A 22,919-nucleotide genomic window follows, 5' to 3' on the forward strand; every position below is an offset into this window, starting at 1 on the left:
GTCTGCAACGTGAGTCGGGCCCGTTCTGTTCCGGGTCCGTTCCGGCCAGGGAGGACGCCGATGAGTACGGACAGAGCAGCCGCCGCGCCGAAGAAGTCGACATGGGGCGGACTCTTCCAGGGGCTGCAGAAGATGGGGCGGAGCCTCCAGCTCCCCATCGCCGTACTCCCGGCGGCCGGCATCATCAACCGGCTCGGCCAGCCGGACGTCTTCGGGGCCGACGGCCTCGGCTGGGACAACGTCGCCAAGGTCATGGCGGGCGCGGGCGGCGCGCTGCTCGACGGCAGCCTCGGCCTGCCCCTGCTGTTCTGCATCGGTGTCGCCATCGGCATGGCGAAGAAGGCGGACGGCTCGACGGCCCTGGCGGCCGTGGTCGGCTTCCTCGTGTACTACACGGTGCTGCGCCAGTTCCCGAAGGACTGCCCGGAGGGCACGAGGGACATCAGCGGCGGCTGCCTGGGGGCGGACGACTCCTTCGCGGGGTACACGTACCAGAATCCGGGCGTCTTCGGCGGCATCGTCATGGGGCTGCTGGCGGCCTGGTTCTGGCAGCGGTACCACCGCAAGAAGCTGGTCGACTGGCTGGGCTTCTTCAACGGCCGCCGACTGGTCCCGATCATCATGACGTTCGTCGCGATCGCCTTCGCCGCGCTCTGCCTCTGGATCTGGCCGCCGATCGGCGACGGGCTGGAGAGCTTCAGCGACTGGCTGGTCGGGCTCGGCGCCTGGGGTGCGGGCATCTTCGGCCTGGCGAACCGCGCGCTGCTGGTCATCGGCCTGCACCAGTTCCTGAACGTGCCGATCTGGTTCCAGTTCGGCACGTACGAGAAGCCGGACGGCACGGTGGTCCACGGCGACATCCCCATGTTCCTGGCGGGCGACCCGAACGCCGGCCAGTTCCTGACCGGCTTCTTCCCGATCATGATGTTCGCGCTCCCCGCGGCGGCCCTGGCCATCACCCACTGCGCGAAGCCGCACCGGCGCAAGCAGGTGGGCGGCATGATGCTCTCGGTCGCGCTGACCTCGTTCGTCACCGGCATCACCGAGCCGATCGAGTACTCGTTCCTCTTCATCGCCCCGCTGCTGTACGTGATCCACGTGGTGCTGACGGGTGTGTCCATGGCGGTGACGTGGGCGCTGGGCGTGAAGGACGGCTTCAGCTTCTCGGCGGGCCTGATCGACTACGTCATCAACTGGAACCTCGCGACGAAACCGTGGCTGATCATTCCGATCGGCCTCGCCTTCGCGGTCGTCTACTACGCGATCTTCCGTTTCGCGATCACCAAGTTCGACCTCCCGACCCCGGGCCGTGAACCGGAGGAGCTGGAGGAGGAGATGGACCGGGACACGACGAAGGCATAACCCGCCAGAGACCTACGAAGTACGCCCAAAGGCCCTCGGACCTCACGGTCCGGGGGCCTTTCGTCGTTCACACCCAGCTATGGCCCGAGTACACAGAATTCGCAGGTTCCTTATCTAAGTCTCACGTGCTAAAACTGGTCTACACCACTCATTGGTGTAGACCACGCGGTCCAGTCCACCGCGTTCCACGAGACGCCGCCGTCACCCCCTTTTCACTGACCTCTGGCGGCGCCTTGCCTTACTGGAGGAAGTTGATGAGTACGGCCACCGCCCAGGCCGCCGCTCCCGCGAAGAAGCGCGGATCCGGCCTGTTCCAGGGCCTGCAGAAGGTCGGTCGCAGCCTGCAGCTGCCGATCGCCGTGCTGCCGGCCGCGGGTATCTTGCTCCGTCTCGGCCAGCCCGACGTCTTCGGCAAGGACGGCCTCGGATGGGACAAGGTCGCCTCCGTGTTCGCCACGGCCGGTGACGCAGTCTTCGCCAACCTGCCCCTGCTGTTCTGCATAGGCGTGGCCATCGGCTTCGCCAAGAAGGCCGACGGCTCCACCGCCCTCGCCGCCCTGGTGGGCTTCCTGGTCTACAGCAACGTCCTCAAGGCGTTCCCGGTCACCGACGCGGTGATCAACACGACCGCCAACAAGGGTGTCGACGTCGCCGCGACGTACAACAACCCGGGCGTCCTCGGCGGCATCCTCATGGGTCTGCTCTCCGCCATCCTGTGGCAGAAGTTCCACCGCACCAAGCTGGTCGACTGGCTGGGCTTCTTCAACGGCCGTCGTCTCGTCCCGATCATCATGGCCTTCGTCGGCACCCTCGTCGGTGTGGTCTTCGGCCTGGTCTGGGAGCCCATCGGCAACGGCATCTCCAGCTTCGGCGAGTGGATGACCGGCCTCGGCGCCGGTGGCGCCGGCCTCTTCGGCCTGATCAACCGCGCGCTGATCCCGGTCGGCATGCACCAGTTCGTGAACACCGTCTCCTGGTTCCAGATCGGTGACTTCACCAATGCGGCCGGCGAGGTCGTCCACGGTGACCTGAACCGCTTCTTCGCCGGTGACCCGAGCGCCGGAATCTTCATGTCGGGCTTCTTCCCGATCATGATGTTCGGCCTCCCGGCCGCCGCGCTCGCCATCGCGCACTCCGCCCGCCCGGAGCGCCGCAAGGCCGTCATGGGCATGATGCTCTCGCTCGCGCTGACCTCCTTCGTCACGGGTATCACCGAGCCGATCGAGTTCACCTTCATGTTCATCGCGCCGGTCCTGTACGTGATCCACGCGATCCTCACCGCCATCTCGATGGCCGTGACCTGGGCCCTTGGGGTCCACGCCGGCTTCACGTTCTCCGCGGGCTTCATCGACTACGCGCTGAACTGGAACCTCGCCACGAAGCCCTGGATGATCATCCCGATCGGTCTGGTCTTCGCCGCGATCTACTACGCGGTCTTCCGCTTCGCGATCACCAAGTTCAACCTCACCACCCCGGGCCGCGAGCCCGAGGAGGAGGTCGAGGACCTCACCAAGGCGTGAGCCTCGCCCGTACGGCGGAAGGGCCCCGGAACCGAACAGGTTCCGGGGCCCTTCCCGTACGTCCGAAGGCGCTCAGACCTCGTAGACCGCGCCCGCGTACGCCAGCTCCGACGGCCCGTCGTACACCGCCCGCGCGTCCGCCAGGTTCTGGGCACCGTCCGTCCACGGCGGGATGTGGGTCAGCACCAGGCGGCCCACCGAGGAGCGGGCCGCCTCCGCGCCCGCCTCGCGGCCGTTGAGGTGGAGGTCCGGGACGTCCTCCTTGCCGTGCGTGAACGACGCCTCGCAGAGGAACAGGTCCACGCCCTCCGCCAGTTCGTGCAGGGCGTCGCAGGCTCCCGTGTCGCCGGAGTACGTCAGCGAACGGCCGCCGTGCTCGATCCTGATGCCGTACGCCTCCACCGGGTGGCACACCTTCTCCGTGCGGACGGAGAACGGGCCGATCTCGAAGGAGCCCGACTTCAGCGTGCGGAAGTCGAAGACCTCGCTCATCGACTTGTCCGAGGGGGTGTCGGCGTACGCCGTGGTCAGGCGCTGTTCGGCGCCCTCCGGGGCGAAGACCGGGATCGCGGCGCAGCGCCCGCCCTCGTGGCGGTAGTAGCGCGCGACGAAGTACCCGCACATGTCGATGCAGTGGTCGGCGTGCAGATGGCTGAGGAAGATCGCGTCGAGGTCGTACAGACCGATGTGGCGCTGCAGCTCGCCCAGGGCGCCATTGCCCATGTCGAGGAGCAGCCGGAAGCCGTCGGCCTCTACGAGGTAGCTCGAACAGGCCGAGTCCGCGGACGGGAACGACCCGGAGCAGCCGACGACGGTGAGCTTCATGGAGCGTGAACCTCCGAGGGCGGAGAGCGGCGGGGGAGGTCTTGCGATGCGTCGAGCGTAAGGCGCCACCCCGCCCGTCGCTCCTCCGCGGCGGCTCGTTGTGGGCGAACTCACGGGCTCTGTCACCGGTTCGGATGGACCTGGAGCGGGAGAGCGCGGGGTACGGGCGGCCGGTAACGTCTTGGGGTATGGACACGTCCTGGTGGCCGGCGCTCGTCGCGGTCGTGGTGATCGCGCTGGTGGTGGCACTGGCGGACGGCTGGAAGCGGTCCGCCCGGCGGCCCGGTGGCCGGACGCGCCCGCCGGCGCGGCCCTCCACACGGCCCTCCGCCCCCGGCCGGTTGCCGGAGCGGCTCCCCCGTGCGGGCGAGATCTGGTGGGCCGACGTGCCCTACGAGGACGGGCCGACATCAGAAGGTGCCGCGCGCAGCGCGTCGGGTAGGGCGGTGGCCGGAGACGGGCGGGCGAAGGACCGGCCGTGCCTGGTGCTCTCGCTCCGGGGCGACTGCGCCCTCGTCGTCAAGATCACGAGCAAGTACCACGACGAGCGGCCGGCCGTGATCGCGCTGCCGCCGGGCTCCGTGGGGGACGCGCAGGGGCGGCCGAGCTTCCTGGAGACCGACGAGCTGCGGGAGGTCCCGGTGTGGGAGTTCCGGCGGAAGGTGGGAACGGCGGACCCGGTCGTGTGGGACCAGGTCCGCCATTTGGCGTCGTGAGCGCGCCGTGAGCGCGCCCTGGGCCCGTCGTAGGCCGGTCGAGCGCGCGGTGCCAGGCCCTGCGAGCCTGGCATGATCCAACCGAGAGGGCTACGCCCAGAGCTGGCCCTGCACCGTTTCGATCGCTTCTTCCGTCGTCTTCGCCGTGTACAGACCCGTCGACAGGTACTTCCAGCCGCCGTCCGCCACCACGAAGACGATGTCCGCGCTCTCGCCCGCCTTCAGCGCCTTCTGGCCGACGCCGATCGCCGCGTGCAGTGCCGCGCCCGTGGAGACGCCGGCGAAGATGCCCTCCTGCTGGAGGAGTTCCCGGGTGCGGGTGACCGCGTCGGCCGAGCCGACCGAGAAGCGGGTGGTGAGGACCGAGGCGTCGTACAGCTCGGGGACGAAGCCCTCGTCCAGGTTCCGCAGACCGTAGACCAGGTCGTCGTACCGGGGTTCGGCGGCGACGATCTTGATGTCCGGCTTGTGCTCGCGCAGGTAGCGGCCGACGCCCATCAGGGTGCCGGTGGTGCCCAGGCCCGCCACGAAGTGGGTGATGGAGGGGAGGTCCGTCAGGATCTCCGGGCCCGTCGTGGCGTAGTGGGCGCCCGCGTTGTCCGGGTTGCCGTACTGGTAGAGCATCACCCAGGTGGGGTTCTCCGCCGCGATCTCCTTGGCGACCCGTACCGCCGTGTTCGACCCGCCCGCCGCCGGGGACGAGATGATCTCGGCGCCCCACATGGCGAGCAGCTGGCGACGCTCCTCGCTGGTGTTCTCCGGCATGACGCAGACGATGCGGTAGCCCTTGAGCTTCGCCGCCATCGCCAGCGAGATCCCGGTGTTTCCGCTGGTCGGCTCCAGGATGGTGCAGCCGGGGGTGAGCCGGCCGTCCTTCTCGGCCTGCTCGATCATGTGGAGCGCGGGGCGGTCCTTGACCGAGCCGGTGGGGTTGCGGTCCTCCAGCTTGGCCCAGATGCGGACGTCGTCCGACGGGGAGAGCCGGGGCAGCCGGACCAGGGGCGTGTTGCCGACCGCCGCGAGCGGGGAGTCGTAACGCATGTGGATCAGACCATGCCGCCGGCCACGGCCGGCAGGATCGTGACGTTGTCGCCGTCGGTCAGCTTGGTGTCGATGCCGTCGAGGAAGCGGACGTCCTCGTCGTTGAGGTAGACGTTGACGAAGCGGCGCAGCTGGCCGTTGTCCACGATGCGGGCCTCGATCCCGGCGTGGCGCGTCTCCAGGTCGGCGAAGAGCTCGGCGAGCGTCGCACCGTTGCCCGTGACGGCCTTCTCGCCGTCGGTGTAGGTGCGGAGAATGGTCGGGATGCGGACCTCGATGGCCATGGCGTGGGCTCCTGTCGGGAGTGGCGTGAAAGGCGCGCGGCTGTGGTCCCCCGCGCGGGGTGGTGCTTCTCGGGGCGCCGGTCGGTGGGCCGCCCCGCGCTCACATCGCGCTGGCGAGACGGCACAGGTCGACGTGCAGCCGCGCCACGAGCAGCGCGCTGCCCGGCGTCGTCACTTCGCTCACGTCGTGGGAAACCATGCGGTCATCGTATCGATTCCCGGTCCGGGTTCCGGAATGTGATCTCACATGTCGGACGATTCGCGCTCGACTGGCGGACCTGGGACGTAGAGGACGGTCGGCGTGCCGGTCCTCGGATGCGGGATGACCTCGGCTTCCACACCGTAGACGGTGGCCAGCAGTGCGGGGGTGAGGACCTCCGTCGGGGCCCCTTCGGCGACGATCCGGCCGCGCTCCAGGACGTACAACCGGTCGCAGTAGGCGGCGGCGAGGTTGAGGTCGTGCAGGGCGAGGAGGTTGGTGGTGCCCAAGTGGCGGACGAGCCGCAGGACTTCGAGCTGGTAGCGGATGTCGAGGTGGTTGGTGGGCTCGTCGAGGACGAGGAGCGCCGGGTCCTGGACGAGGGCGCGGGCGACCAGGGCGCGCTGGCGCTCCCCGCCGGAGAGGGTGGGGTACGGCCGGTCGGCGAGCTCGGCGATGCCGACCCGGGCGAGGGCGGCCTCGGCGCGTACGCGGTCGGCGGCCGTGTCGCCCTCCCAGAAGCGCTTGTGCGGGGAGCGGCCGAGGGCGACCAGTTCGTGGACGGTCAGCTCGAACTCGGTGGAGCCGTCCTGCGGGACGGTCGCGACGCGGCGGGCGCGCGTCTTGGGCCCGAGGGCGGACAGGTCGTCGCCGTCGAGGAGGACGCGGCCGGAGGTGGGGGTGAGGGTGCCGTAGACGCAGCGCAGGAGGGTGGACTTGCCGCTGCCGTTGGGACCGACGAGCCCGACGGTCTCACCGGGGCGTGCGGTCAGGTCGGCGTCCAGGAGCCGGGTCCCGTACGAGACTCCCCGGAGGACCAGTTCGGCCATGTCGGGCTTCTCCCTCATACCGGGCTCCCTTCCGGGCGCCGGCGCATGAGCCAGAGGAAGAACGGGCCGCCGATGAGGGCCGTGAGCACGCCGACGGGGATGTCCTGGGGCGCGGCGACGGTCCGGGCGGCGAGGTCGGCGAGGATCAGGGCGAGCGCGCCGCCGAGCGCGGCGACCGGCAACAGGCGGCGGTGCGGGGCGCCGACGGCCATCCGGGCGGCGTGCGGGACCATCAGGCCGACGAAGCCGACGGCCCCGCTGACGGAGACCATGACGGCGGTGACGAGGGAGGCCAGGACGAAGACGGCCGCGCGGAAGCGGGCGGTGTCCAGGCCGAGTACGGTCGCGCCCTCCTCCCCGACGAGGAGCAGGTCCAGGGGGCGGGCGAGGGCGACGAGCAGGGCGGTGCCGAGGGCGACGACGGTGGCGGGCACGGCGAGGGAGTCCCAGCGGGCGCTGCCGAGGCCGCCCAGGGACCAGAACATCGCCTCCTGGAAGTGCTCGGGGCGGGCGGAGAGGACCAGGAGCAGGGTGGTCAGGGCCGTCAGGATGTACGAGACGGCGACACCCGCGAGGACCAGCCGGGCACCGGTCATGGTCGAGCCGCTCCGGGCCAGGGCGTAGACGAGGACGAGGGCGAACAGGGCGCCGGCGAAGGCCCCGGCGGGCATGGCGACGGTGGTGGTGACCCCGCCTCCGATGCCGAGGACCAGGACGAGGACGGCCCCGCTGGACGCCCCGGAGGAGATCCCGAGGAGGAAGGGGTCGGCGAGCCGGTTGCGGACCAGGGCCTGGAGGACGGCGCCGACGACGGCGAGCCCCGCCCCGACGACCGCGCCGAGCAGCACGCGCGGCAGCCGGACGTCGAACACGATCGTGCGGTACGGGGAGGGGGCGGCGCGGCCGGTGAGGATCTCGACGACCTGGCCCACGGGTATCCGTACGGACCCGAGCGCCACGCCCGCGACGACGGCGGCCGCGAGGGCGGCGAGCAGGCCCGCGACGACGAGCCCGTAGGGGAGCGGGCCGCGCCGGGCGGGGGCGGCCGCGGCCTGCGCGGTCGCCCCCGGTCCGGTGAGGGCCGTCATCGGCCCGGGTGGAGCTGGGCGGCCAGCTTGTCGACGGCGGCCGGGACCCGGACGCCGAGGACCGCGTCCGAGAGGGGCATGACGGCGAAGCGCTTGTTCCTGATCGCCGGGACGTCCTTGAGGACCGGGTCGTCCAGGAGGCGCTTCTTCTTCTGTTCGACGGTCGTGGAGCCGTAGTCGTAGATGACGATCACGTCGGGCTTGCGGGCGACGACCTGCTCCCATGCCGCGTCGCCGAAGGTCTTGTCGAGGTCGGCGAAGACGTTGCGGCCACCGGCCCGGGTGATCAGTTCGTTGCCGATGCCCTTGCCGCCCGCGGTGAACGCGGTCTTGTCGCCGCTGTCGTAGACGAAGACGGAGACCGGGGCGAGGCCCTTGAGCCGTTGCTCGGTCGCCGTGACGGTCCTCTTCGCCCCGTCGGTCCAGCGGGTGCCGCGCTCGGGGACGCCGAAGGTCCTGGCCACCTCGTCGACCTCCCGGTAGAGGTCGGCGAGCGAGGAGGCGCCCGAGGGGCAGTACTCCATGTTCAGACGGCTGTCGATGCCCGCCTTCTTCAGGTCGTCGCGGCCGCGGCCCGCCTTGGCGTCGAAGGCGCTGGCGTAACCCCCGTAGACGAAGTCGGGGTTGGCGGCGAGGAGGGCCTCCTTGGAGGGGTACTCCTTGGCGAGCACCGGCACCGCGTCGTAGGCCTTCTTGTACGCGGGCAGGATCCGGTCGTCGAGATAGGCGGTGCCGACCAGGGACTTCTCCAGGCCGAGGGCGAGCATGACCTCGGTGACGTGCTGGTTCATGGTCACGGCCCGCCGGGGCGGCGCCTGGTAGGTCGTCTTCACGCCGCAGTTGGAGACGGTGTACGGGAATCCCGGCCCGGCCTTCGCCGAGGGGGATGCCTGCTCCGCCGGGGCCGCGCAGGCGGCGAGCAGCGGGACGAGGGCGGCGGGCAGCAGGGTACGGCGGCGCCAGGTCATGACGGACGAGCCTCCTCCGGGGATTTCCACGTCCCCAGTCGGGATGAAGAGGCGGCAGGTCAGTTCCTGGCTCCCAGCGTCCGAGCTCGCTGGTCACAGTGGCGGGACCGTGCCGGATTCGCACCGGCTTCCTGGGTCCTGCCGCCCTGGTGTCGGGTCAGTCTCTCAGGCGTCGTACGCCTCGACGACCTTGACCTCCTCCTCGGTCACCACACCCTCGACGATCGAGTAGGAGCGGAACTGGAAGGGGCCGACGCCGTCGGTGTCGGCGGTGGAGACCAGGACGTAGTGGGCGCCGGGCTCGTTCGCGTAGGTGAGGTCGGTGCGCGAGGGGTAGGCCTCGGTGGCGGTGTGCGAGTGGTAGATGATCACGGGCTCCTCGTCCCGGTCGTCCATCTCGCGGTAGAGCTTCAGCAGGTCGGCCGAGTCGAACTCGTAGAACGTGGGCGAGCGCGCGGCGTTCAGCATCGGGATGAACCGCTCGGGGCGGCCGCTGCCGACGGGACCCGCGACCACGCCGCAGGCCTCGTCGGGGTGGTCCTTGCGGGAGTGCTCCACGATCTGGTCGTACAGGGCCCGGGTGATGGTCAGCATGTCCGACAGGATAAGCAGACGGGCCGTTCCGTACCGAGGAGCGGTACGGAACGGCCCGAATGCCGAGACGAGTAGGTCAGGAGCGCTTGGCGAAGGCCGCGCCCTGCGGGTTGCGCGCCTTCAGGACCAGGTACGAGACGCCCAGGATCAAGCCCCACAGGGGCGCGCAGTACAGCGAGATCCGCGCGTCCTTGTCGATGCCCATCATCACGATCACCATGCCGATGAAGGCGAGCGAGAACAGGCTGAGCCAGATGCCGCCGGGGGCCTTGAAGGAGGACTGGGGCAGCTCGCCCCGGTCGGCCTTGAGGCGGAAGCGGACCTGGGAGACCAGGATCATGATCCAGGCCCACATGCCGGAGATGGTCGCGAAGGAGACGACGTAGTTGAACGCCTCGCCCGGCCATTGGTAGTTGATCCAGACGCCGACCATCATCAGGCCGGCCGAGAACGAGGTGCCGACCAGCGGCAGGCCGTTCTTGGTGAGCTTGGTGAAGAACTTCGGGCCCTGGCCGTTGAGCGCGAGGTCGCGCAGCATGCGGCCGGTGGAGTACATGCCCGAGTTGCAGGAGGAGAGCGCCGCCGTCAGGACGACGAAGTTCACGATCGCGGCGCCGATGCCGAGGCCCATCTTCTCGAAGGCCGCGACGAACGGGGAGATGCCCGGCTGGAAGTGCGTCCACGGGACGACCGAGAGGATCATGATCAGCGCGCCGACGTAGAAGACGGCGATGCGCCACGGGACGGTGTTGATGGCCTTCGGCAGGACCGTCTTCGGGTCCTTGGACTCGCCCGCCGTCACACCGACCAGCTCGACCGCGAGGAAGGCGAACATGACCATCTGCAGGGTCATGAGGGTGGAGCCGATGCCCTTGGGGAAGAAGCCGCCCTCGGACCAGAGCAGGCTGATCGAGGCGGTGTCGCCGGCGTCGGAGAAACCGACGGTGAGGACACCGGCGCAGATCAGGATCATGCCGACGATCGCGGTGACCTTGACCATCGAGAACCAGAACTCCAGCTCACCGAAGAGCTTGACCGAGATCAGGTTCGCGAGGAACAGGACGACCGTGAAGATCAGGGCGAAGACCCACTGCGGCTGATTGAGCCAGCCGTCGGCGTTCTTCGTCCAGTACTGCATGTACGCGGATGCCGCGGTGACTTCGGTGATGCCGGTGACGACCCAGAAGAGCCAGTACGTCCAGCCCGTCACGAAGCCCCAGAAGGGGCCGATGAACTCGCGGGCGTACTCCGAGAAGGAGCCGGACACGGGCCGGTACATGAGGAGCTCGCCGAGCGCCCGCATGATGAAGAAGATGACGAGGCCCGCGATGGCGTACGCGAGGATCAGGCTGGGTCCGGCCTTGGAGATGCCCTTGCCCGCGCCCAGGAAGAGGCCGGTACCGATGGCGCCGCCGATCGCGATCATCTGGATCTGGCGTGCGCCGAGTGCCCGGTGGTACCCCTCGCCGTCGGCGGAGTCCGCGGCCTCATTGCCGTCGTGCTGCTTGTCGACCTGCACTGAGGTCATGGTGGTGCGCCTTTCTCCATGCTGATCCGCGCCGACTGCTTTCGGCTGCGGATCAGGTCCTGATCCCCCCGGATGTGGATGGAGTGCTACCGGCGATCAGCCGGCCAAAGCGCCCCCGGGAACAGGGGTGGCGTCCCCGGGCGGTCGTGAAGATTTATCACGGGGGAAACAGTGATCGAGGAGGAGCGTTGTGGCGCACGCCACATGAAAAAGTGGACAAAAGGCACTCAAGAGGACCAGTACGAACACTTTGGTGACGTATTCGTTATCCGGATTTGAGTGTCCGCTGAGCGAACGACGTCCTACCGGCCGGTATTCGGGCGGCGGACATCAGGCCCCCGACATCAGCGTCTCCACGAGTGACTCCTGGAGCGCGCCCAGCCAGAGGTACGCCATCACCATCGGCTTGCGCGGGTCGGAGTCGGGCAGCCGGTACAGATCCCCGCTCTCGTCCTCGTCGGTGACCTCCAGACGGGTCCCGATCGTCAGCCGCAGGTCGTTGAGCGCGCCGAGCCAGGCCCGGCACTCGTCGGCGGTGAGCTTGAGGACCACGCCGTCCTCGCCGGTCGAGCTGAGCGCGTCGAGGCTGCGGATCACCGCGAGGGCGTCCTGCCGCTTGCGGGCGCGCAGGTCGTTCTCGGTGTAGCGGCGGAAGTCGGCCGCGGCCGCGCGCAGCTCCTCGTCCTCGTCCCCGTACGCGTCGGGGAAGAGCCGCTTGAGCGCGGGATCGCTCGGAGCCTCGCTCGGGCCCTCGGCGAAGAGCGCGGCCAGCGGGTCCTCGCCCTCGACGGGCTCGTCGCCGGGGCCGATCAGCTCCATGAGCTGGACGGCGAGGGAGCGCAGGATGGAGACCTCGACCTCGTCGAGCTCGACGGCAGCGCCACCGCCGGGCAGGGCCTCGAAGTGCCCCGACATCAGCCGCGGTCCTGGGAGAGGGTCGCCCACAGGCCGTAGCCGTGCATCGCCTGCACGTCCCGCTCCATCTCCTCGCGCGTCCCACTGGAGACCACCGCGCGGCCCTTGTTGTGCACGTCGAGCATCAGCTTGTGCGCCTTGTCCTTGGAGTAACCGAAGTACGCCTGGAAGACGTAGGTCACATAGCTCATCAGATTGACCGGATCGTTGTGGACCAGGGTCACCCACGGCACGTCCGGCTCCACGACGGCGAAGGTCTCTTCGGCCGATTCCGTGCGTTCGATCTCAATTGGCGCGACGCTCACTCACCCCATGCTGCCACCTCAGGAGGGGCGTCGCACAAACGGGTCAGCCCGCGCGCCGCCCGGACTCACCTTGAAATCGTCACTCTGACGATTTCTGCGGTAGCATCTCTGACATGAACGCTGCGGACCTTGGGCTCCCGGTGGACGTGCCGTCGACCGCGCTCTTCACCGACCAGTACGAGCTGACCATGCTCCAGGCGGCCCTCCGGGCCGGCACCGCCGACCGGCGCTCCGTCTTCGAGGTCTTCACCCGCCGCCTGCCCGAGGGCCGGCGCTACGGCGTGGTGGCGGGCATCGGGCGGGTCCTCGACGCCGTCGAGAACTTCCGCTTCGACGCGGGCGTCCTCGGCTTCCTGCGCGAGCAGGACATCGTGGACGAGCCGACGCTCCAGTGGCTGGCCTCCTACCGCTTCTCGGGTGACATCTGGGGCTACCCCGAGGGCGAGGTGTACTTCCCCGGCTCCCCCATCCTGCGGGTCGAGGGCTCCTTCGCGGAGTGCGTGCTCCTGGAGACCGTGATCCTGTCGATCCTCAACCACGACTCGGCCATCGCGGCGGCCGCCTCCCGGATGTCGGCCTCGGCCGGCGGGCGGCGGCTCATCGAGATGGGCGCCCGGCGCACCCACGAGCTGGCCGCCGTCGCCTCCGCCCGCGCCGCCTACGTCGGCGGCTTCGACTCCACGTCGGACCTCGCCGCCGGCTTCCGCTACGGCATCCCGACCGTCGGCACCTCCGCGCACGCCTTCACCCTCCTGCACGACAGCGAGCGGGACGCGTTCCAGGCCCAGGTGGAGACCCTCGGCCGCGGTACGACCCTGCTCGTCGACACCTACGACGTGGCCGAGGCCGTCCGTACCGCCGTCGAGGTGGCGGGCACGGAGCTCGGAGCCGTGCGCATCGACTCCGGGGACCTGCTGCTCGTGGCGCACCGGGTGCGGGCGCAGCTGGACGAGCTGGGCGCGACGGACACCAAGATCGTGGTCACCTCGGACCTGGACGAGTACGCCATCGCCTCGCTGGCGGCGGCCCCGGTCGACGCGTACGGGGTGGGCACGCAGCTGGTCACGGGCAGCGGGCACCCGACCTGCTCGATGGTCTACAAGCTGGTCGCCCGCGCCCAGTCGGCCGACCCGAAGGCGCCGCTGACGGCGGTCGCCAAGAAGTCGCTCGGCGGCAAGGCCTCCGTCGGCGGCCGCAAGTGGGCGGCGCGCCGGACCGACGCCGAGGGCGTCGCGGAGGCCGAGGTCGTCGGCGTCGGCCCGGTCCCGGCCGAACTCGCCGACAGTCAGCTCCTGGTCGAGCTGGTGAAGGGCGGCGACGTGGTGGCCCGGGAGCCGCTGGAGGCGGCCAGGGCCCGGCACATCGCGGCGCGGGCCGGGCTGCCGATGTCGGCGATCCAGTTGTCGCGGGGCGAGCCGGTGCTCCCGACCGAGTACGTGTGACATCCGCGTGTAACACCCTGCGAGGCCCCCTCCCGTAGGGAGGGGGAAGTCTCTAGGCTCGAAGCCATTCCCCCGTACGACGCCCGTCCGAAGACTCATCTCCCGCCGCCGGCCCACCGAAGGACACCCGCCATGCACCGCGCATTGATCGTCGTGGACGTTCAGAACGACTTCTGCGAGGGCGGCAGCCTCGCGGTGGCGGGAGGAGCGGATGTCGCCGCCGCCATCACCGACCTGGTCGGGGAGGCGGCGGGCGCCGCGTACCGGCACGTGGTGGCCACCCGCGACCACCACGTCGACCCGGGCGACCACTTCTCCGACGCCCCGAACTACGTGACGTCCTGGCCGGTGCACTGCGTCGCCGGGACCGAGGGCGTGGGCTTCCACCCGAACTTCGCCCCGGCCGTCGCCTCCGGGGCGATCGACGCGGTCTTCGACAAGGGGGCGTACGAGGCGGCCTACAGCGGCTTCGAGGGGCGCGACGAGAACGGGACGACCCTCGCCGAGTGGCTGCGGGCGCACGACGTGGACGAGGTCGACGTCGTCGGGATCGCGACCGACCACTGCGTACGGGCGACGGCGATCGACGCGGCCCGGGAGGGGTTCCGTACGCAGGTCCTGCTCGACCTCACGGCGGGCGTCGCGAAGGAGACGACCGAGCGGGCCCTGGAGGAGCTGCGCGGGGCCGGCGTGGAACTGACGGGCAAGCCCGTCGTCTGACCTCCGGGCCGCCTCGGCGCTGATCCCGGGCCCACCTCGGCGCTGGTCCCCGGGCCGCCCCGGAGCTGATCCCCCGGGCCGCCCCGGAGCTCGTCCCTCGGGCCCCCGTCTCGGCGTGGACGCGCCAGGGCCGCTAGGAGGCCGTGGGCAGGGTCCGTATCGGGTGCCACAGCTCCTGGGCCGTGCCCGGCGACGAGCGCCACAGCAGGCCGTCCGGGTGGTGGAGGACGGCGGTGATCTCGTCGGGCGTCGGGGGTTCCGCGTTGCCCCGCAGGTAGACCGCGCGCAGCCCCAGGTTCCGCAGCCGGGTCAGGGCGCGGGCCCGGTTCGCCGCGTGGACCAGGAAACGGACCGTGGCCCCGTCGCCGGCCGGGCTCGGGAGCCCTATCGCGACGACGACGCTGCCGCCTGGCAACTTGCAGAAACCTCCACCGGGCATGCCGAAACCACTCCCCCTGTGCGTTCGCTGTCAATAAGAGTTTGGTCAGACGCACCTAAACACGATCGGCCGCCGCCCGCTAGAGGGCGACGGCCGATCATGCTTTGACCTGCGACGATGCAGATTACTTCGTGGACGGACCCACCTGGACGGTGATCGTCTCGCCGTTCTTCGGCTCCTTGACGACCGCGATCTTGGTGTTGGTGTCAGTTACCTTGACACCGGCCCGCTCAGTCTCCTGGTACCAGTACGTACCCTTGCGGTCGTCGAAGACGGGGTTGCCCGCCTGCGGCTTGATCCACGCCGGGACGTCCGCGCTGTGCAGCATGAAGCCGTCGGTGCGGTAGGTGCCGAAGGTCGCGTCGTGCGACTGGATGCGGTTACGCATCAGGGTGCCGTTCGACCACTTCAGCGGCGTCGGGTGCGCGTCGACCGGAAGGACGAGGCCCTGGCCCGGGTGGACGGCCGTGTTGTTGTCCTTCTGCGAGGTGTCCCACAGCCAGATGAGCAGACCGTTCTGGTACGGGTAGTGCTCGACCCAGCTCGCCCGCTCACCGGTGAAGCCGAAGTTGTACGGGCCGACCTTGAGGGTCGCGTCGTACGACACGTACTGGCGGTTCTCCGCGAGGTAGTACTGCTCGTACTCCTTCGTGAAGCCCTTGCCGATGCGCGAGAAGCCCTTCGCGGTCCAGCCGTTGTCGCCGCCCTCGACGGTGTCCGAGAAGACGGGCGCACCGTCGGCGGTCAGCGTGATGGCGTCGGCCGCGAAGCCCTTGCCGCCGGCGCCGCCGTCCGTCTGGTAGCGGAAGCGGAGGTCAAACTTCTTGCCCGCGTAGGCGTCCAGCGGGAAGACGAGCGGCTTGTACGCGCCGGAGACGTCGGTCAGCGCCGGGGCACCGCTCGCGTCGCGCGGCAGCGGCTTGCCGTCCACGGTGCCGTCCAGCGCGGTCCAGCTGGCGCCGCCGTCCGTCGACACCTCGGTGTAGAGGTAGTCGTAGTCCAGCTCGATGTCGTACCAGCCCTTGAGCTCAAGGGTGGCCTTCGACTTGCCGGTGAGGTCGACGGAACGGGTCAGGGTGTTCTTGAGGTCGTCACCCATGCCGCTCCACCACTGCGTGGCACCCTCGGCGGGCGCGACGACGTCGGTGGTGACCTTCTTCTTCGGCAGCTCGACGACGAGCGCCTGCGGGTTCTTGGTGTTGTACTCGGCCACGCCCAGCTTGTGGGTGGACTTCGTACCCCGCTGCTCGTTGCTCACCTTGGTGTAGTTGAGCCAGCCGAGCTGCAGCTTGTCCCAGGCGGTCATGTCGCCGGGCAGGTCGCCGATGGACTCCTTGCCCCGGCCGAGCCAGGAGCCGGAGGACATCAGGGACCAGAAGCCGGTCGAGTTCTCGGCGCCGGGCTTGCCGGAGGTGTCGTACAGGTCGGGCAGACCGAGGTCGTGACCGTACTCGTGGGCGAAGACGCCGAGGCCGCCGTTCTCCGGCTGCATCGTGTAGTCGCCGACCCAGATGCCGGTGGTGCCGACCTGCGTGCCGCCGGCCTTGTTGTGCGCCGGACCGGTCTTGCCCGCGTCGGTGCCGTACGCGTACCAGCGGTGGGCCCACAGGGCGTCGCCGCCCTGGGCGCCGCCGCCCGCCGACTCGTCCTCGCCCGCGTGGACGATCTGGAAGTGGTCGATGTAGCCGTCGGCCTCGTTGAAGTTGCCGTCGCCGTCGAAGTCGTACCGGTCCCACTGGTCGTACTGGGCGATGTCGGCCTTGATCTGGGCGTCGGTGCGGCCCTTGGCCTTCTGGTCGGCGGTCCACGCGGTGACACCGTCGCGGACGGCGTCCCAGACGTTCGCGCAGTTGCTGTTGCCGCAGTAGTTGGAGCCGTAACGGGCCTCGTTGTACTCGACCTTGACCCAGTCGGAGACGCCGCCCTCGACCGAGTAGCGGCCCGAGGAGGTCTTCTCGTAGTACGTCTTCAGGGACTGCTTCGGCTGACCCTTCTTGTCCTTGCCGGTGCCGAAGTACAGGTCCTGGAAGTGCTGCTGGTTGTAGTCCTTCTTCCAGTCCGTCGAGTTGTCCACCGAACGGTCCGGCTCGGCTATCTGGTTGTGCAGCGGGCCGGGCTTGCCGCCGAACTTCGGCTTCGGCTCGGCGGTGTCGTCGTCGGCGCGGTCGACCAGCGTGGTGTCGTCGACCTTGTCGCCGAACTCGACGAGGATCGTGAAGATCTTGTCGGTCTTCTCCCGGCCCAGCTCGACGTACTTCTTGCTGTCGAGCTTGACGACCTGGGAGCCCCCGCGGCGCTCGACCTTGGTCTCGCCACTCAGCACCTGCTCGAGGGCGGCCTTGCGCTGCTGCTCCTGCTGCTTGCTGTACGGACCTTCGAGGTCGTGGTCCACCGCGGTCTTGTCCACGCCGGCGCCCGAGGCGGGGTCGTGGCGCTCGATACCGGCCGGCGCGCCCGGACCCTGGTCATGGGCTGATGCGGTGGCGAAAGTCGAGGCGGTGGCGGCGGTGGCCGCGAGCGCCACGACGACTGCGGACGCTCTGATCGCCCGTCGTCTGCTGGTCACTTGATGTTGTCCTCCCCGGCGCCCGCGACCACGGACCGGAGGTGGGGTGCTGTCCGCTGGCGGGTACGCGCGTCACAAGTGACGACATTCGACCGGAGTTGCGCGCGAAAAGACAGTCCTTGACTTGAACAGACCAACTGCACTATGCAGAAGTCGATTCCCGCTATCCGGACGGTCACCAGGCGCACCAGAAGGGGACATTCGAGGAAACGTGACTCCATGCGCCCCCCGTGCACCCGCACCGTGGGTTAGGTCACGCTTACTACCCGTTTCGCTCGGGCATCCACCGTCGTAGAGTCGCCAAGGAGTGCGACCAGCCGATGCATCGAGGGACGGTACCCGTCATGCCGCGTCCGAACGCCGCACAACTCGCCTATGGTTCGGCCACCGTCGTCTTCTCGACCGTCGCCCTGCTGCTGCTGTCCGGCACCACGAACGCGCTGGGCATCGCCGTCATCAGCGCCGCCGGGCTCCTGCTCGGCGTCCTCGTCGCGATGACGATGCCGGCCGCCCGCCGCGGGACGCCCGCACAGGTGCCGCCCACGGCCCCCCGGACGGAAGCGATCCGGGTACCGGCCGTCCGCGTGGGTGCGGGGGCCGATACCCGGATCGGTTCGAACTCGTAGCGCTGTGGCGCCTTATTGCGGCACGGCCACCACCACGGTCTTGGCGGCCTTGTCGTGCAGGCCCTGCTTGTAGGGCTTGTCGACCAGGATCAGGATGAGCAGGAGCAGCGGCCACAGGCAGGCGCAGCAGATCAGCGCGGGCAGCCAGAGCACGACGGCGCGGATCAGCGAGGCGTTCATCTGCGGTGTGGAGCCGTCGTTGAGCATCGCGACCCGCAGCTTCATCCACTTCTTGCCGAGCGTCTGGCCCTGCTTGGCGGTCATCACGGTGTCGTAGGCGACGTACGCGACGATGGTGATCAACTGGAAGACGAGACCGCTGCCGGTGCTGGTCGCGCTGATCGTGTCACCGAAGTCGTCGCTGTCGGACGCCCGGTCGTACACGTTGAACGGGATGCCGATGATGGCGAGCGGGATGGCGATGAGCAGCCAGTCGACGATCCTCGCGAGGATGCGCTTGCCGGAGTCGGCGAGCGGCGGCATCCCGGCCAGCGGATCGGCCCCGCCGTAGCCGCCTCCGCCGCCGTAGGGCTGGGAGCCGTACGGCGGGGGCGGCGGCGGGACGTTGTCGTACGGCGATCCGGGCGGGGGACCGCCACCGGGCGGCGGACCACCACCAGGGGGCGGACCGCCGGGAGGCGGAGCGCCACCGGGCGGAGGGCCGCTCGGTGGCGGCCCTTCGGGGGGAGGCGGCTCGCTCCCGTAGGGAGAGCCCGCCGACGGCGGCGTGGGCTCCTGCGGCTTCTTGACGAACGGATCGTCCTCGGGCGGCTGGCCGGGCGTCGGCTGGTCGTTGCTCATGGGGGCAGTGCATCCCGCCCACCGGGCCCCCGCAAGGATTCGCCCCCCGTTCGAGCGACCGCCGTACGGGGGCGTCGCCCGCCGCCCTCGGGCCGTGGCTAGCCGGCCACGAAGGTGTGGGCCGCCTTGTCGTGCCAGCACTGGCGCCACGGGCGGTCGAAGAGACACCAGAGGACGTTGAGGACACCGAGGACGAGGAGCCCGAGGACGCTGTAGACGAGCCAGCGGCGCAGGGCCGCGCCGAACGTCGGCGGCTCGTGCGCCTCGATGTCCCGCACCTGGAGACCGCAGAGCTTCTTGCCGAGCGTGCGGCCCCACTTGGCGGTGGGCAGCGCCTCGTACAGAACGCCGAGGACGAGGAGCGCGGCGAGCGCGATGCCGAAGTTGAGGGAGGTCGTGCCGTCCAGGAGCCAGACCTGGACGGTGACACCGGACTGCTTCGCCGCCTCGATCTTGGCGTCGATGTGGTCGAGCGCGGTCGTGACGAAGGGGAACGCCGCCCCGCCCGCCAACGCGCCGAGAACGAGGGTGTCGACGATCCGGGCGACCAGCCGCTTCCCGAGCCCGGCGGGCCGCGCGGCCGCCTGGGCCCGCGCTGCCTTCAGGAACGGGTCCTCCACGGGCGGCTTCCAGGGCACCACGGGCGGCTCGGCCTCACCGGACGTGGCGCCGGACTGCGCGAGCTGCTGCACCTGCTGCGGCCACGAAGCGGCCCCACCACCGGGCCCGGCGGCCGCCACGGGCGCGGGCGCCTGCCCGGGCACGTGCGAGAGCGGCGCGCTCTGCGCGGCGGAGGGCCCGGAGGGGCTCTGCGGTCCGTGGGGACTTTGGGGAGCGTGGGAGCCCTGAGGCAGGTGGGGACTCGGCGCGCTCGTCACGACCTGCGGCACCTGGTGGCCGGGGGCTCCGGGGGCTCCGGGGGCTCCGGGGGCTCCGGGGGCTCCGGGGGCTCCGGGGGCAGCCTGCGCGCCGTGCGGTGTCGTCAGGGCCTGCGGGCCCTGGGCGGCGGTCGGCTGCGCCTGCCCGCCGTGGGCGCCCGGGGCGCCCTGGGATCCCTGCGCCGGGGAGACGGCCTGCGCTCCCGCCGCGGCCTGCGGCGCCCGCGCGGCGGGGGCGGCCTGCGGTCCCTGGACGGCCGACGTCGCCGCCCCGCCCGTCGCGCCCTGCCCGCCGTGCTGCGACGGCACAGCCGTCGAGGCCTGCGGGCCCGCCGCGCCCTGGGAGCCGGGCGGCGCCGCCGCGCCCTGGGCGCCCTGCGCCGTTCGCGCGGCCGACGCCGCGGCCTGCGAACCGGAGCCGGGTCCGGGCCCCGCGCCCTGCGCGCGGATGGTCATCGTGCCCTCGGGCGTGGGCGACTGAGGTCGGCGTACGCCGGGCAGGGCGCCGCCCGTCGGGTCGGGGGACTGCGTCGCCGGGGTCACCGGCATCCCGCCCAGGCGGGCCTGCGGCCCGGGGTCGGTGGGCACGCGGGGGTCCCGCGCGCCGGGGGCCGGACCGGCCGACGGCTCGGGGGAACCCCACGAGACCTTCTGGTCGCGGTCGCCGCCGAAGCCCGTCTGCCGGGAGACGTCCGCCTGCCACGCCGAAGCGGGCTCGGGCTCCGGCTCCGACGCCGGCTCCTCGTCGAAGAAGACGGGCCCCGTCTCCTCCACCGCCGGCACCACGGGCGCCGGCGCCGGGTTAGGTGCGAGCGCCGGTCCCGCGGGCGCCGCCGAGGCCGGAGCGGCCGGCGGGAGCTCGCCCTCCTTGGGCGCGGGCCGGCTCGTTCCCGGTACCCAGGCGCCCCCGTTCCAGTACCGGATGTATCCGGGAATGGAGGGGTCCGGGTAGTACCCGGCCTGCGGTACCTCCCCGCCGGCTCCAGGAGGAGTAGCCACTGCCCCGACTCCGTTCCGTGACGACGCTTCTACGACTCAGGGGCCCACGGCCCCAGGGAGGACAGTAACGAAGAACGACGCCGCGAGAAGAAAGTGGCTACGAGAAACCCGCCTTCGAGCGACATACCCACAGAACCCGCGACTCACCGTCACGTTCAGGCCGACGATCCCCCCGGAAAATCTCCTGAAAAAAACTTCCTCGAAGTCGCGTAATGACCGGCGGCCACCGCGCTCTCTCCCTGTGCGGGCCCACCCGGGGCCCCGGACCGGAGAGGACGTACCGCCATGCAGAACACCGAGAACACCGTGGTCGAGCGCGAGCTGGAGTTGAAGCTGGTGCTCTCCCCCGAGCGCTCCATCCCCGTCCCGGCCCGCCTCGCGTACCGCACCGACGACCCGTACGCCGTCCACATCACCTTCCACGTCGGTTCGGAGTACCCGGTCAACTGGACGTTCGCCCGCGAACTGCTCGTCGAAGGCGTCTTCCGGGCCTGCGGCCACGGCGACGTCCGCATCTGGCCCACGAAGGTCGACGGCCGCAACGTCATCCTGATGGCGCTCTCCTCCCCCGACGGCGACGCGCTCCTGGAGGCGCCCTCCACTCACGTGTCCGCCTGGCTGGAGCGGACCCTGCGCGCCGTCCCGCCGGGCACGGAGGCCGAGCAGCTCGGCATCGACGACGGCCTGGCCGAGCTGCTCGCCACCACCTCGGTCGCCGACGACCTGTGGCTGCGCGACCCGTGGCCGTCGGACGAGTCGCAGGACGGTGAGTCGTGACGGCACCCCCTACGGACCGGGCCACGTCAACACCGGCGTCGGCGTCGGCGTCAGCGTCGGCGTCGGCGTCAGAAGAGCTTTCCGGGGTTCAGGATCCCGAGCGGGTCGAAGGTCCGCTTGATGCCCCGCTGCATCTCCACCCCCACCGGCCCCAACTCCCGTGCCAGCCACTCCTTCTTCAGCGTGCCCACACCGTGTTCGCCGGTGATCGTGCCGCCCAGCTCCAGGCCGAGCGCCATGATCTCGTCGAAGGACTCCCGTGCCCGCCGCGACTCGTCCTCGTCCGCGTGGTCGAAGCAGACGACCGGGTGGGTGTTGCCGTCGCCCGCGTGCGCGCAGACGCCGATGGTCAGGCCGTACTTCGCCGCGATGGCGGCCGTGCCGTCGAGCATCGCGGCCAGCTTCGTGCGCGGTACGCACACGTCGTCGATCATCGTCGCGGACTTGACCGTCTCCAGCGCGGTGAGCGACAGCCGTCGGGCCTGCAGGAGCAGTTCGGACTCGGCGGTGTCCTCCGCCGGTACGACCTGGGTGGCCCCGGCCGCCACGCACAGCTCCCCGACGGCGGCCAGATCGGCGGCGGGGTCCGGGGTGTCGAAGGCGCACAGGAGCAGCGCCTCGGTGGTGTTGGGCAGCCCCATGTTCGCCAGCTTGTTGACGGCGCGGATGGTGGTGCCGTCCATCAGCTCAAGGAGGGACGGCGTATGGCCGCGCTCCATGATCGCGCAGACGGCCTCGCAGGCGGCCGCCGAAGAGGGGAACTCGGCGGCCAGCGCGAGCTGCTGGGGCGGTCGCGGCCGGAGCGCGAGGGTCGCTCCGACGATGATGCCGAGGCTGCCCTCCGAGCCGACGAAGAGCCGGGTCAGGTCATATCCGGCGACGCCCTTGGCGGTGCGCCGGCCGGTGGAGAGCAGCCGTCCGTCGGCGAGGACGACGTCCAGGCCGAGGACGTACTCGGCCGTCACGCCGTACTTCACGCAGCACAGACCGCCGGAGGCGGTGCCGATGTTGCCGCCGATCGTGCACATCTCCCAGCTGGAGGGGTCCGGTGGGTAGGCGAGCCCGTGTTCGTCGACGGCGCGGGAAAGGACGGCGTTGACGACGCCCGGTTCGACGACGGCGATCCGGTCGACCGGGTTGATCTCCAGGATCCGGTCCATCTTGACGAGGGACAGCACGATGCAGCCGTCGGAGGCGTTCGCCGCGCCGGACAGGCCGGTACGGGCGCCCTGCGGAACGACCGGGACGCGCAGCGCGGTCGCGGTGCGCATGACGTGCTGGACCTGCTCGACGGTGCGCGGGAGCACGACGACCGCGGGGGTACCGGCCGCGCAGAAGCTCGCCATGTCGTTCGCGTAGGAGGCGGTGACGTCCGGATCGGTGATCAGCGCCTCGGCGGGCAGCCCCGCACGCAGATCGGTGTGGAGCCGCGTCAGAAGATCGTCCATGCGACCAGCGTGGCACCCGGGGCCATCGGTGTGAACCCGCCCGCCATG

At 70.5% G+C, this 22,919-nt stretch carries 23 protein-coding genes and 1 riboswitch; of the genes, 7 read left to right on the forward strand and 16 right to left on the reverse strand.

The annotated features are described in order from the left end of the window. The first annotated feature begins 60 nt into the window (after positions 1 to 60). Together ACWF79_RS18980 and ACWF79_RS18985 are read left to right on the forward strand one after the other, a co-directional pair. Positions 61 to 1,362: a PTS transporter subunit EIIC gene (locus ACWF79_RS18980; RefSeq protein ID WP_453729245.1), complete on the forward strand. Its 1,302-nt coding sequence runs from the start codon at positions 61 to 63 to the stop codon at positions 1,360 to 1,362. A 254-nt stretch (positions 1,363 to 1,616) separates the two neighbouring features. Further along, positions 1,617 to 2,882: a PTS transporter subunit EIIC gene (locus ACWF79_RS18985; protein WP_453729246.1), complete on the forward strand. Its 1,266-nt coding sequence runs from the start codon at positions 1,617 to 1,619 to the stop codon at positions 2,880 to 2,882. A gap of 72 nt (positions 2,883 to 2,954) precedes the next feature. On the opposite strand, the gene ACWF79_RS18990 is transcribed toward ACWF79_RS18985, so the two are convergent. Then, positions 2,955 to 3,707, reverse strand: coding sequence for an MBL fold metallo-hydrolase (locus ACWF79_RS18990; RefSeq protein WP_453729247.1), 753 nt, complete (start codon positions 3,705 to 3,707; stop codon positions 2,955 to 2,957). A 188-nt stretch (positions 3,708 to 3,895) separates the two neighbouring features. On the opposite strand from ACWF79_RS18990, the gene ACWF79_RS18995 reads away from it, so the two are divergent. After that, entirely contained in the window at positions 3,896 to 4,423 is a 528-nt protein-coding gene (locus ACWF79_RS18995; RefSeq protein WP_453729248.1) for a type II toxin-antitoxin system PemK/MazF family toxin, read from the forward strand. Positions 4,424 to 4,513: 90 nt separating this feature from the next. Here the strand turns inward: ACWF79_RS18995 and ACWF79_RS19000 are convergent, their stop codons facing one another. The 10 genes from ACWF79_RS19000 to clpS all read right to left on the reverse strand — a co-directional run bounded on the left by ACWF79_RS19000 (position 4,514) and on the right by clpS (position 12,175). Next, a complete protein-coding gene (locus ACWF79_RS19000) occupies positions 4,514 to 5,464 on the reverse strand; it encodes a PLP-dependent cysteine synthase family protein (RefSeq protein WP_453729249.1) in 951 nt (316 codons plus the stop codon). Between the two features lie 5 nt (positions 5,465 to 5,469). Continuing rightward, a complete protein-coding gene (locus tag ACWF79_RS19005; RefSeq protein ID WP_453729250.1) occupies positions 5,470 to 5,748 on the reverse strand; it encodes a MoaD/ThiS family protein in 279 nt (92 codons plus the stop codon). Positions 5,749 to 5,848: 100 nt separating this feature from the next. Continuing rightward, positions 5,849 to 5,947, reverse strand: coding sequence for a putative leader peptide (locus ACWF79_RS19010; protein ID WP_361962636.1), 99 nt, complete (start codon positions 5,945 to 5,947; stop codon positions 5,849 to 5,851). A gap of 44 nt (positions 5,948 to 5,991) precedes the next feature. Next, the gene (locus ACWF79_RS19015) at positions 5,992 to 6,777 is read right to left on the reverse strand and encodes an ABC transporter ATP-binding protein (RefSeq protein ID WP_453729290.1); all 786 of its coding nucleotides are present in this window, start codon (positions 6,775 to 6,777) and stop codon (positions 5,992 to 5,994) included. Between the two features lie 14 nt (positions 6,778 to 6,791). Beyond that, positions 6,792 to 7,865, reverse strand: coding sequence for a FecCD family ABC transporter permease (locus tag ACWF79_RS19020; RefSeq protein ID WP_453729251.1), 1,074 nt, complete (start codon positions 7,863 to 7,865; stop codon positions 6,792 to 6,794). Next, a complete protein-coding gene (locus tag ACWF79_RS19025; protein ID WP_453729252.1) occupies positions 7,862 to 8,833 on the reverse strand; it encodes an ABC transporter substrate-binding protein in 972 nt (323 codons plus the stop codon). The genes ACWF79_RS19020 and ACWF79_RS19025 overlap by 4 nt, the downstream gene beginning before the upstream one ends. A gap of 40 nt (positions 8,834 to 8,873) precedes the next feature. Next, positions 8,874 to 8,990: riboswitch (cobalamin riboswitch) on the reverse strand. Between the two features lie 8 nt (positions 8,991 to 8,998). Beyond that, a complete protein-coding gene (locus ACWF79_RS19030; protein WP_453729253.1) occupies positions 8,999 to 9,427 on the reverse strand; it encodes a Mov34/MPN/PAD-1 family protein in 429 nt (142 codons plus the stop codon). Positions 9,428 to 9,503: 76 nt separating this feature from the next. After that, positions 9,504 to 10,955 (reverse strand): amino acid permease, encoded by a 1,452-nt coding sequence (locus tag ACWF79_RS19035; RefSeq protein ID WP_453729254.1) that lies wholly within the window; start codon positions 10,953 to 10,955, stop codon positions 9,504 to 9,506. Between the two features lie 330 nt (positions 10,956 to 11,285). Further along, positions 11,286 to 11,870: a DUF2017 domain-containing protein gene (locus ACWF79_RS19040; protein ID WP_453729255.1), complete on the reverse strand. Its 585-nt coding sequence runs from the start codon at positions 11,868 to 11,870 to the stop codon at positions 11,286 to 11,288. Beyond that, positions 11,870 to 12,175, reverse strand: a complete 306-nt coding sequence (clpS, locus tag ACWF79_RS19045; RefSeq protein ID WP_361962621.1) for an ATP-dependent Clp protease adapter ClpS — start codon at positions 12,173 to 12,175, stop codon at positions 11,870 to 11,872. Before clpS ends, ACWF79_RS19040 begins: the two co-directional genes overlap by 1 nt. Positions 12,176 to 12,288: 113 nt before the next feature. Here clpS and ACWF79_RS19050 point away from each other — a divergent pair, with 113 nt between their 5' ends. Together ACWF79_RS19050 and ACWF79_RS19055 are read left to right on the forward strand one after the other, a co-directional pair. Beyond that, the gene (locus ACWF79_RS19050) at positions 12,289 to 13,617 is read left to right on the forward strand and encodes a nicotinate phosphoribosyltransferase (protein WP_453729256.1); all 1,329 of its coding nucleotides are present in this window, start codon (positions 12,289 to 12,291) and stop codon (positions 13,615 to 13,617) included. A gap of 132 nt (positions 13,618 to 13,749) precedes the next feature. Continuing rightward, a complete protein-coding gene (locus ACWF79_RS19055) occupies positions 13,750 to 14,337 on the forward strand; it encodes an isochorismatase family protein (RefSeq protein WP_453729257.1) in 588 nt (195 codons plus the stop codon). Positions 14,338 to 14,470: 133 nt separating this feature from the next. On the opposite strand, the gene ACWF79_RS19060 is transcribed toward ACWF79_RS19055, so the two are convergent. Continuing rightward, positions 14,471 to 14,776 (reverse strand): hypothetical protein, encoded by a 306-nt coding sequence (locus ACWF79_RS19060; protein WP_453729258.1) that lies wholly within the window; start codon positions 14,774 to 14,776, stop codon positions 14,471 to 14,473. Between the two features lie 124 nt (positions 14,777 to 14,900). Next, positions 14,901 to 17,342 (reverse strand): immune inhibitor A domain-containing protein, encoded by a 2,442-nt coding sequence (locus tag ACWF79_RS19065; protein WP_453729259.1) that lies wholly within the window; start codon positions 17,340 to 17,342, stop codon positions 14,901 to 14,903. Between the two features lie 344 nt (positions 17,343 to 17,686). Between ACWF79_RS19065 and ACWF79_RS19070 the strand changes: the two genes are divergently transcribed. Continuing rightward, positions 17,687 to 17,968 (forward strand): hypothetical protein, encoded by a 282-nt coding sequence (locus ACWF79_RS19070; protein ID WP_453729260.1) that lies wholly within the window; start codon positions 17,687 to 17,689, stop codon positions 17,966 to 17,968. A 12-nt stretch (positions 17,969 to 17,980) separates the two neighbouring features. Here ACWF79_RS19070 and ACWF79_RS19075 read toward each other — a convergent pair whose 3' ends face one another. Beyond that, on the reverse strand, positions 17,981 to 18,769 hold the full coding sequence (locus tag ACWF79_RS19075; protein WP_453729261.1) for an RDD family protein: 789 nt from the start codon (positions 18,767 to 18,769) through the stop codon (positions 17,981 to 17,983). Between the two features lie 98 nt (positions 18,770 to 18,867). Further along, on the reverse strand, positions 18,868 to 20,646 hold the full coding sequence (locus ACWF79_RS19080; RefSeq protein WP_453729262.1) for an RDD family protein: 1,779 nt from the start codon (positions 20,644 to 20,646) through the stop codon (positions 18,868 to 18,870). A 285-nt stretch (positions 20,647 to 20,931) separates the two neighbouring features. Between ACWF79_RS19080 and ACWF79_RS19085 the strand changes: the two genes are divergently transcribed. After that, positions 20,932 to 21,423, forward strand: coding sequence for an SsgA family sporulation/cell division regulator (locus ACWF79_RS19085; protein ID WP_453729263.1), 492 nt, complete (start codon positions 20,932 to 20,934; stop codon positions 21,421 to 21,423). A gap of 68 nt (positions 21,424 to 21,491) precedes the next feature. Here the strand turns inward: ACWF79_RS19085 and ACWF79_RS19090 are convergent, their stop codons facing one another. Next, positions 21,492 to 22,871 carry an FAD-binding oxidoreductase gene (locus ACWF79_RS19090; protein WP_453729264.1) on the reverse strand — a complete coding sequence of 460 codons (1,380 nt, stop codon included), beginning with the start codon at positions 22,869 to 22,871 and terminating at the stop codon, positions 21,492 to 21,494. Positions 22,872 to 22,919 lie beyond the last annotated feature (48 nt).

The sequence above is a fragment of the Streptomyces sp. NPDC054975 genome (assembly GCF_053609105.1).